General features: G+C 62.3%; 11 protein-coding genes. 1 reads left to right on the forward strand and 10 read right to left on the reverse strand.

Annotated features, from left to right (window positions below; translation table 11 throughout):
- The 4 genes from soxA to soxX form a co-directional block, all read right to left on the reverse strand.
- Positions 1 to 771: sulfur oxidation c-type cytochrome SoxA (soxA, locus tag BGN91_RS15430; protein ID WP_292614637.1), on the reverse strand; the 771-nt coding region annotated here is incomplete at its 3' end.
- Positions 772 to 800: 29 nt separating this feature from the next.
- A complete protein-coding gene (gene soxZ, locus BGN91_RS15435) occupies positions 801 to 1,112 on the reverse strand; it encodes a thiosulfate oxidation carrier complex protein SoxZ (protein ID WP_292614639.1) in 312 nt (103 codons plus the stop codon).
- A gap of 128 nt (positions 1,113 to 1,240) precedes the next feature.
- Positions 1,241 to 1,738, reverse strand: coding sequence for a thiosulfate oxidation carrier protein SoxY (gene soxY / locus BGN91_RS15440; RefSeq protein ID WP_292614641.1), 498 nt, complete (start codon positions 1,736 to 1,738; stop codon positions 1,241 to 1,243).
- Positions 1,739 to 1,766: 28 nt separating this feature from the next.
- Positions 1,767 to 2,102: a sulfur oxidation c-type cytochrome SoxX gene (gene soxX, locus BGN91_RS15445; protein WP_366408654.1), complete on the reverse strand. Its 336-nt coding sequence runs from the start codon at positions 2,100 to 2,102 to the stop codon at positions 1,767 to 1,769.
- 276 nt (positions 2,103 to 2,378) lie between these two features.
- Here soxX and BGN91_RS15450 point away from each other — a divergent pair, with 276 nt between their 5' ends.
- Positions 2,379 to 3,059, forward strand: a complete 681-nt coding sequence (locus BGN91_RS15450; RefSeq protein ID WP_292614643.1) for a DUF938 domain-containing protein — start codon at positions 2,379 to 2,381, stop codon at positions 3,057 to 3,059.
- Between the two features lie 204 nt (positions 3,060 to 3,263).
- Here the strand turns inward: BGN91_RS15450 and BGN91_RS15455 are convergent, their stop codons facing one another.
- The 6 genes from BGN91_RS15455 to BGN91_RS15480 all read right to left on the reverse strand — a co-directional run.
- Positions 3,264 to 3,761 carry a VOC family protein gene (locus BGN91_RS15455; RefSeq protein ID WP_292614644.1) on the reverse strand — a complete coding sequence of 166 codons (498 nt, stop codon included), beginning with the start codon at positions 3,759 to 3,761 and terminating at the stop codon, positions 3,264 to 3,266.
- A 122-nt stretch (positions 3,762 to 3,883) separates the two neighbouring features.
- Positions 3,884 to 4,921 carry an amino acid ABC transporter substrate-binding protein gene (locus tag BGN91_RS15460; RefSeq protein WP_292614645.1) on the reverse strand — a complete coding sequence of 346 codons (1,038 nt, stop codon included), beginning with the start codon at positions 4,919 to 4,921 and terminating at the stop codon, positions 3,884 to 3,886.
- A 50-nt stretch (positions 4,922 to 4,971) separates the two neighbouring features.
- Complete coding sequence (locus BGN91_RS15465) at positions 4,972 to 5,571, reverse strand: L,D-transpeptidase (protein ID WP_292614646.1); 600 nt, start codon at positions 5,569 to 5,571, stop codon at positions 4,972 to 4,974.
- 292 nt (positions 5,572 to 5,863) lie between these two features.
- Positions 5,864 to 6,475 carry a sigma-70 family RNA polymerase sigma factor gene (locus BGN91_RS15470; RefSeq protein WP_292614647.1) on the reverse strand — a complete coding sequence of 204 codons (612 nt, stop codon included), beginning with the start codon at positions 6,473 to 6,475 and terminating at the stop codon, positions 5,864 to 5,866.
- A gap of 388 nt (positions 6,476 to 6,863) precedes the next feature.
- Positions 6,864 to 7,601, reverse strand: a complete 738-nt coding sequence (locus BGN91_RS15475) for a response regulator (RefSeq protein WP_292614648.1) — start codon at positions 7,599 to 7,601, stop codon at positions 6,864 to 6,866.
- Between the two features lies 1 nt (position 7,602).
- Positions 7,603 to 8,770 (reverse strand): HAMP domain-containing sensor histidine kinase (locus BGN91_RS15480; protein ID WP_292614649.1); only part of this gene is annotated, 1,168 nt, incomplete at its 5' end.

Raw genomic sequence — 8,770 nt, forward strand, 5'->3', positions numbered from 1 at the left:
GTCCTGCGGCGTCAGCGGCACCGCGCGTACCTGGCTGTTGCAGGTGGTGAAGCGGCGGCTGGTCGTGCCCATGCCGCCCCATGCCGAGCGGTAGATCGGCATCGCGTTGAGAATGCCGAGCGCGGGCGCGAGGACCTCGGCCCGGATGTGGTTGCCCGGCGTCTGCACATGGCAGGTGGCGCAGGAGAAATTGAGCTGGCCGCGCCGCGTGTAGAAATAGCGCTTTCCGTTTTCATAGGCGGCAAGCGCCCGCGGGTCTTTCGGGATCTTGATGTTGAACGGCTTGCCGCGCGAGGTGAACGCCATATAGGCCGTCACCGACGCCATCTCGTCCTTGGTATAGGACAGGGGCTTTTCGCCGTTGCTTTCCAGACACTGATTGACGGCAAGCTCGAGCGTGACGACCTTGCCCTGCTTCTGGTCGAAATAGGGATAGTTCTGCCGGATGCCGATGCCCTTGTGGGGGAAACAGTCCGCGAAGCTCTTGCCGTTCTTGAACGGCTTCTCGAACATCTCCTTGCCGGCGGCGAGCGCGAATTCGTAAGGAGGAAACTCCTCCTTCTCCTTCCACTGCTTGTACAGGCCAGCATCCATCGAATACGGCCCGTTGACGAAATCCTTCAGCTTCAGCTTGGGGAACTTGTCGGTGAAGTATTTCTGGAACGCCTTGAGGTCGGCAGGCGGATTGGTCTTCTCAGTCGCGTGAGATGTCTGCACCGCGGCGAACGTCAGCGCCAGTCCGGTTGCCACCGAGCGGAAGGTCAATCGCATGTCTGTTCTCCGCCTGCCCAGCGCCGCCATTACTGAATCTTAGCCGTCGAGGAGTCGGAAGCTCCCTTGTTGTCGATCCAACTGATCTTGAGGTCGTCGCCCTTCTTGCCGCCCTTGAAGCTGAATTTCACATAGGGATCCTTGGAAACGGCAGGTCCCCAGTCGGCGACGAAGACCGGCTTGCCGCCGTGTTCGAACGTCAGTTGCTGAATGAAGTGCGGCGGGATCAATTCGCCCGCGGAATTCTTGACGAAGCCCGAATCCATCGGATGCTGGATCAGCGCCTGGACCTCGGTCGTGTCGCCGCTCGACGTTGCGCGAATGCGGATTGTCGATGCCATGACTGTCTTCCCTTAACGTTTCGCTTCCATTGGAGCCTGACCCATTTCCGTTGAATCAGATCCCAGCCTTATCCCTTGATTGAGCATGACTTATCCGAAAACCGGTTCCCGCTTTTCGGGATCATGCTCTAGCCGCCGCAACCGCCGATGGTGACCTTGATTTCCTTGCTGGCGCTATAGAGCTTGCCGCCGGCTTCCACGACCGCGATGACATTGCTGGTCTTCGCCATCTTCAGGCGGTTGGCGACGCTCGGCATGGTGCCGGCCGGAATGCGATATGACGCCGCCAGCGCGTTCGGATTTTCCGCAACGAAAATTGCGATCGACGTCACGTCGGGCAGGCTCGTGGTGACGGAAACCGGAACGACCGCGCCGTTCTCGGCGATCTCCGGCGCGTCCATCCTGACCTTGTCGGATTTCTCCGCGGTCTTGCCGTAGAGCGCCTGGATCGCACCGTCGGCTCCCTTGACCTTGAAAGCGGCGTCCGGATAGGCGTCATTGGCGGCGGCGAGCGCGGGCGCGAGTCCGAAGCGAATGCCGGCGAGGCCTGCCAGCGCCACGACCGCCGCGCCTTTCAGGATCAGCCGCCGCGTCGCATCAACGCTGCCGGGCGATGAATGGATCATGTGTGGTCTCCTTTGCGCGCGGCTGACGTCACAGCGTTTGCAGGAAGTCGACGACCGCATCGATTTCCGTCCCGGTCAGGATGTGGTTTCGTCCGAACGGCGGCATCACCGTGAGAGGATTTCGCCTGGTCTCGTCGGAAACGATCGCGACGAGGTCGGCGCGGTTCGGATATTTGCTCTTGATGTCGGCAAGAGCCGGCCCGATGTTGCCGGCCTGGCTGCCGCCCTTGATCTCATGACAGGTCAGGCAGTTGCCCTTGTTGCGATCGAAGGCGAGCTTTTGCCCTTCGGCGGCGGCAGTCTGCGCACCCGCGGGAAAGGACGCGACGGTGACGGCGGCAGCGAGCAGCAGCGAGGCTGCCAGCGCCGACGGAGCGACGGACTGCGTCAAAGGAATTTTCGTCAAAGGCGGTTCCTGCGATGCTCTGTTGATTGCTTCGTTATTCGGCCGCCGCGTTTCGTGCGGAGCTGCCGTGCACTCATTTTCATATCCCCGGCCTTTGTACAAGGCTCATGGACGGCTTCGGCCGCCATGCTAGACCCCGACTCGGTCGAGGTGAAGCGATCACTGCGGGGCATTGCCTTCCGGCAGCGCCTGTCGCATCGTCGGCCGCCCCCCCCGAATGAAGGAGGTCGCCCTATGGTCGACTACACCGCGGAATTCGGCAAGCGCGGCCGGCAGGCAGACTCCGATGACCGTCTCGACGCGGCTGCGTTTCATCGCAATCATGAAGCGATCTGGGCGGTGCTGGAAAAATTCCTGCACGGCAAAACGGGAGATGTGGTCGAGGCCGGCAGCGGCACCGGGCAGCATGTGGTTTTCTTCGCGCGGCAAACGCCCGGGATCACCTGGTGGCCGAGCGATCTCAACGACAACCATCTTCGCAGCATCGCGGCGTGGACCGCGCATGAACAACTCGCCAACGTCCGCCCACCGCTGCGGATCGACCTGTCGAGCCCGGAGTGGTTCGCCGAGGCGGGCGACGGCCCCGGACCCAACGCCCTGCTCGCGGTGTTCTGCGCCAATGTGATCCATATCGCGCCGTGGCGCGTCGCCGAGGGTTTGATCGCTGGCGCGGCACGCTATCTGCGTCCGGACGGACGGCTGTTTCTGTACGGGCCGTTCAAGCGTGGCGGTCGGCACACCGCGCCGAGCAACGCGGCCTTCGATGTCAGCCTGCGCGACAACGATCCCGAATGGGGCGTGCGCGATGTCGACGAGGTGACGGCGCTGGCGCAGCGCAACGGCCTGAAGCGATTGGACGTCGTCGAGATGCCCGCCAACAATCTGATCCTCGTGTTCGAACGACATGCAGGATGACATTACGGCCCCGTCGACCAACGAGTGCGTACATTGCGAGCGGACGGTCTAGCAGGTTGTTGAAAAATCTCTGTCGTCATTCCGGACGCCGCGCAAGCGGTGATCCGAAATCCAGAAATGCGAAGAAAATCAGTATGGCTGGATTCCGGGTTCGCACCTTCGTTGCGCCCCGGAATGATGGTTGGAGACTTCTTCAACAGCCTGCTAGGACTCGCGCTGGCGAAGAAGATCGTCGAGATCGAGCCGGCGCGTGAACATCGCAAGACCGCCGTCTGCATCGCGCGGCCATTGCGCTTGCGGCCGGTCCCAATAAAGCTCGACGCCGTTCTGGTCGGGATCGCGCAGGTACAGCGCCTCGCTGACGCCGTGGTCGCTGGCGCCATCGAGCGGAATGCCGGCGCTGCTAACCCGATGCAGCGCATCAGCCAGCGCGGCGCGCGTCGGATACAGGATCGCGGTGTGAAACAGCCCGGTCGTGCCGGGAGCGGGCGGCGAACCGCCCTTGCTTTCCCACGTGTTCAGTCCGATGTGATGATGGTAGCCGCCGGCGGAAATGAACGCGACCTGATCGCCGTCGCGTTGCGTCAATTCGAAGCCCAGCACGCCGCAATAGAAGCCGAGCGCACGTTCGAGGTCGGCGACCCGGAGATGGACGTGCCCGATCCGGGTGGCGGCGGCGACGGGAATCGACGCATCGGGCATGGCGCACCTCTGTAATTCAAGCCTTCACCGGGATCGACCCGGCGTCCCTGTTATTTGTGAAAGCATCGGCTCATGATCAAGGCCGCCTGCGACATCGATGCCGCCGGCGCCTCGCGCGTCGCCTACCGCAGCGGCGGAGCATACATGATGCCGCCGGCATTCCAGAGCTGGTTGAGGCCGCGCGGAATCTTCAGCTTGGAGTTGGCGCCGACGTTGCGGTCGTAGACCTCGCCGTAATTGCCGACGTGGCGGATGATGCGCGCCGCCCAGTCCTTGGTCAGCCCGAGATCCTCGCCGTATTCCCCTTCGGTGCCAACCAGACGCATCACGTCGGGCTTCGTCGACTTCATCGCCTCATCAATGTTTTTCGAAGTGACGCCGAGTTCCTCGGCGTTGATCATCGCGTAGAGGGTCCATTTGACGATCATCATCCAGTCGTCGTCGCGCTGACGGACAACCGGCGCCAGCGGCTCCTTCGAGATCACGTCAGGCAGGATGAAGCTCTCGCCCGGCTTGGTCAGCCGCAGGCGCAAGGCATAGAGCTGGGACACGTCGGCGGTCACGACATCGCATTTGGCCTCGTCATAGGCCTTGAGCATGTCTTCCAGCTTCCCGAATTTGACCTCTTCGTATTTCAGGTTGTTGGCCTTGAAGTAATCGGCGAGGTTGAGTTTCGTGGTCGTGCCGTCCTGCACGCAGATTTTCGTATCGCCGAGATCGAGAGCGGAGTCGGCCTTTCGCGAGGTGCGGACCATGAAGCCCTCGCCGTCATAATAGGCGACTGCCGGAAAATAGAGGTCGTAATTGGTCTCGCGTGACATGCTCCAGGTCGAGTTGCGGGCGAGAATATCGATCTTGCGGCTTTGCAGTTCCTTGAAGCGTTCGCTGGCGTCGAGCGGGACGAACTTCACTTTCGTCGGATCGTCGAAGATGGCGGAGGCGACGGCACGGCAGAAGTCCACATCGAAGCCGGACCAGTTGCCTTTTTCATCCGAATTCGAAAAGCCGGGCAGGCCGGTGTTGACGCCGCACCACACGGCATCGCGCCGAAGCGTCCGTTTCAGGGTCTTGGTGTCGTAGCGCTCGTAGGCGATCGCGACGACCGCAACGGCGGTGGCAATGGCGAGCCCTATCAAGAGACCGCTTCGGAAAGTCCGCATGGATGCCCCCTCGCAAGATCGGAAAATGTCGGCGCCGACGTGGTGATGGATTAAAGCTGAGGTTTTTGCCGCACGATCACGCGCGTTCCGACCGGAACACGGTCATAGAGATCGGCGACATCGGCGTTGACCAGGCGGAAACAGCCCGATGAGATCGCCGTGCCGATCGTATCGGGGCGGTTGGTGCCATGGATGCGGTACACCGTCGTGCCGAGATACATCGCACGCGCGCCGAGCGGGTTGCCGGGGCCGCCCGCCATGAAGCGCGGCAGGTACGGCTGCCGTGCGATCATCTCCGGCGGCGGGGTCCAGTCCGGCCATTCCGCCTTGCGCGTGATGTTGAGAATACCCTGCCACTGAAACCCTTCGCGCCCGACGCCGATGCCGTAACGGATCGCGCGACCGTTGCCCTGAATGAGATAGAGATGGCGTTCCGCGGTCTGGATGATGATGGTGCCGGGCGGCTCGGTGGTCCGGTAGAGCACCACCTGCTTGCGGTATTCGGGGTCGAGCTGGAAGGAATCGTCGGCGACCAGGCCGGGCTCATCGCCGACGTCGGGCCGCGGCTGCTGCGCAAAGCCATGCGTCGCCGAAAGCAGCAGACATGCCGCGGCAGACACCGCCAGGGTCAGGTCCCGAAACCCGATCATCGCTTGTTCTCCTCGCTGAAATGGCGGCAGATGCCGGCCGCCAGCGTCCCCGTCAAATCACACGCAGCATAAAATATCAGCGGCTGCGCGATGGCAAGCGACCGCGGCCCGGCTGGAAATTCTAAAGTTTTCATGAAACAGCGCCGCGATACGGGCGAGCGTCATCGGATCGCGCCGCGCGGCAAACCAACTCGTCGATCGACGGCCTGCCGCGGTGGACAGAACGCCGGGGCACGGAAAGGTATTCCCGCCATCCACATGAGAATGGGCGACAATCCGAACAGGCCGCCGGTCAGGCTGCGATCGTTGCGATGCCCGCGCCTTTCAGAAGCTCCGCAAGCTGCTTGCGGGCATAGAACATGCGCGTCTTCACCGTGCTCTGCGGGATGCCGATGATCTCGCCGGCCTCTTCGACCGTCTTCTCATGATAGTAGACGAGGTTGATGATCTCGCGATGAGCCGGCGACAGCTTGGCGATGCAGGCACGCAGAATGGCGCTGACGTTGCTGCGATCGAGCGTGGTCTCCGGCGTATCGGCGCCGTCGGCGATTTCGCGGACGTTATCCTGGTCGATATCTTCGTGGCGCCGCTGGCGCATCGCGGTCAGGGTCTTGAAGCGGGCGATCGAAAGCAGCCAGGTCGAGACCCGCGAGCGGCCTTCGAACTGGTCGGCGGTGCGCCAGACGTCGAGGAAGACCTGGCTGACGATGTCTTCGGCCGCGGTCGCGTCGCGCAGGCTGCGCAGCACGAACCGATAGATCCGCACATTGTGGCGGAGATAAAGAGTATGCATCGCCGTGCGGTCGCCGTCGGCAATCTGCGCAAGCAGCATCTCGTCGGTGGTCGCCTGGGCAACGATAATGCCTTCGCGGGCGGCTGCATTGATTGCAATAACGTTTTGCATGACGGCTCCCCTTTATTTGTTAGGCAGATTTTTAGCCAGTCACGGTTTCAGAACGTCTGCACGCCAAGCGGAAAATGGTTTCGCGAGCATTGAAATGTTTCGTCCCATCGCCGGCGACGAAACAATCGGGGGGTAAGTCCCCGCCCGGAGTCCGCAAAAGCGGATCACGTTTTGCGATCAAAATATGGGCAAGTTGTTGATCGGGAGGGTTTCTTTTCACGCTCACCGGATCCTGCCAGGCCGGAAAAGGTTCTGGTCGGGCGAGCGTTATAAGACTTTAGCCGTATTATTAGACTTTAGCCGTAGAGACCGGCTTTGCAGCGTTCCGATGAGTTTTGAGGCCGAATGTCCTGGGGTTCTGAGACCGAATGCCCATCGCGCAGCGAGCTTACGTTTTGTCGCCGGCGGGCGAGAACAGATAGCCTCCTCCACGGATGGTCCGGATCACTGCGGGTTTCGCGGGATCGGGCTCGATCTTGCGCCGTATCCGCATGATGCGCAGATCGATCGCGCGATCGAAGGCTTCGCTGTCGCGGGCATTGGCGAGCTCCAGCAGTCGCTCTCGCGACAGAACCCGCTTGGGATTGGCGGCGAAAACTTTCAGCAGGCCGAATTCGGATGCGGTGAGCGGATGTTCGTTGCCTTCATCGTCGCGCAAGGCCTGGGCATCGAGATCGAGCCATTTGGTGCCGAAGCGGACGAGTTGCCGGGCCGCGGGCTTGACGTCGGCGGCCGGCGGCGGCGCTTCCGTCTTCGGCGCGCTCCGACGCAGGACCGAACGGATGCGCGCCATCAGTTCGCGCAACTCGCAGGGTTTCGCCACGTAATCGTCGGCGCCGAGTTCGAGGCCGACCACGCGATCGATCGGACTGGCCGTCGCCGTCAGCATGATCACCGGTAGATCGGTGTGGCTCTTGAGATCGCGGATAATCGAAAGCCCGTCTTCTTCCGGCATGTTCAGGTCGAGCACGACGAGATCGGGCGTGGCGATGCCGATGGCCTCGCGCAGGCTCTTGCCGCCGTCGCACAATGTGACGGCAAAGCCGTGCATCTTGAGATAGTCGCCGACCATTTCGCGGGCGGGCGCTTCGTCGTCGACGACAATGATATGCGGATTCCGGTTCATGTCAGGCTGTCGTGGGCAGGATGATGGTGAAGGTCGATCCCTGTCCGGGCCCTCCGCTGTCGGCGCTGATCTGGCCGTCATGCATGTCGACGATCCGTTTCACGATTGACAGGCCGAGGCCGGTCGAGCTCTCGCCGGCGGTGGGTTTTGCGGACAGCCGCTGGAAGCGGCCGAACAGCCGCCCCAGGTCCTCCGGCGACAGGCCGGCGCCCTCGTCGGTGACACGGATGACGGTATGCTCCGCGTCGTAGTCGACCAGCAGCGTGATCCTGCCGCCGACCGGGCTGTATTTGATGGCGTTGCTGACGAGATTGTCGATCGCCTCGCGCATCCGATCCTGGTCGCACATCGTGACGCGGCCGGTGGGCGCCGAGACCGAGATGGTCTGCTGCTTGTTGACTGCGGACGGCCGGTTGGCTTCGGAGACCTCGGCGATCAGTGCCGCGACATCGACCGGCTCGCGACGGATGGTGATATCGAAGGCGTCGGCCATGGCGTCGGAGATCAGATGGTCGACCATCGTAATCAGACGCCTGGTCGCATCGCGGATATGATCCACCTGCGAGGTGACGGTGTCCCTGGACGACGTCGTGCCGATAAGTTCGACAAGCATCTCGGTACGACCCAGGATGACGCCAAGGGGATTTTTCAGGTCGTGCGCGACGGTGCCGAGAATCTCGTTCTTGAACCCGTTGGCCCGCTGCAGCCGCAGCCATTGCGCGGAAAGCCTGCGATTGGCCTGCATCAATGCGCGGGTGCGCTGCGCGACCCGGTCTTCGAGCTGGGCGTTGGCGTCCTGTAGTTGCTGGTAGAAGATCACGTTATCGAACGCGATCGACAGCCGGCTGCCGAAGATTTCGACCAGCGAGCGGTCGGTATCCGACAGATCGCGCTCGGCCTGCAGCAGGATCACGACCTCGCGGCCGCTGCCGGTGCGAATATAAAGCACCGAACGGTGATCGGCGAATTCGTGCTTGCGCCGCCGGAAGGCGGCTTCGACGGTCTGCTTGAGATCAGAATCGAGCGACGCCTGACCCGCGGACCCGATGAGGCTGCTGTAGCAGCCCGATCCCGCCAGCACTGAAAAATCATCGTTGACCGCGCCGCCGTCGCGCAGCACCAGAATCCCGGCGCAATCGACGTTCAACAGCGATGCGATCTGCGTCAGG

Origin of the sequence: Nitrobacter sp. 62-13 (assembly GCF_001896955.1) — a bacterium.
Lineage (GTDB): Bacteria > Pseudomonadota > Alphaproteobacteria > Rhizobiales > Xanthobacteraceae > Nitrobacter.

Bases quoted from the DNA above. Each gene is read 5' to 3' on its own strand.
- soxZ (WP_292614639.1), bottom strand. From the start codon at position 1,112: ATGGCATCGACAATCCGCATTCGCGCAACGTCGAGCGGCGACACGACC.
- soxY (WP_292614641.1), bottom strand. From the start codon at position 1,738: ATGATCCATTCATCGCCCGGCAGCGTTGATGCGACGCGGCGGCTGATC.
- BGN91_RS15450 (WP_292614643.1), top strand. From the start codon at position 2,379: ATGGTCGACTACACCGCGGAATTCGGCAAGCGCGGCCGGCAGGCAGAC.
- BGN91_RS15455 (WP_292614644.1), bottom strand. From the start codon at position 3,761: ATGCCCGATGCGTCGATTCCCGTCGCCGCCGCCACCCGGATCGGGCAC.
- BGN91_RS15460 (WP_292614645.1), bottom strand. From the start codon at position 4,921: ATGCGGACTTTCCGAAGCGGTCTCTTGATAGGGCTCGCCATTGCCACC.
- BGN91_RS15465 (WP_292614646.1), bottom strand. From the start codon at position 5,571: ATGATCGGGTTTCGGGACCTGACCCTGGCGGTGTCTGCCGCGGCATGT.
- BGN91_RS15470 (WP_292614647.1), bottom strand. From the start codon at position 6,475: ATGCAAAACGTTATTGCAATCAATGCAGCCGCCCGCGAAGGCATTATC.
- BGN91_RS15475 (WP_292614648.1), bottom strand. From the start codon at position 7,601: ATGAACCGGAATCCGCATATCATTGTCGTCGACGACGAAGCGCCCGCC.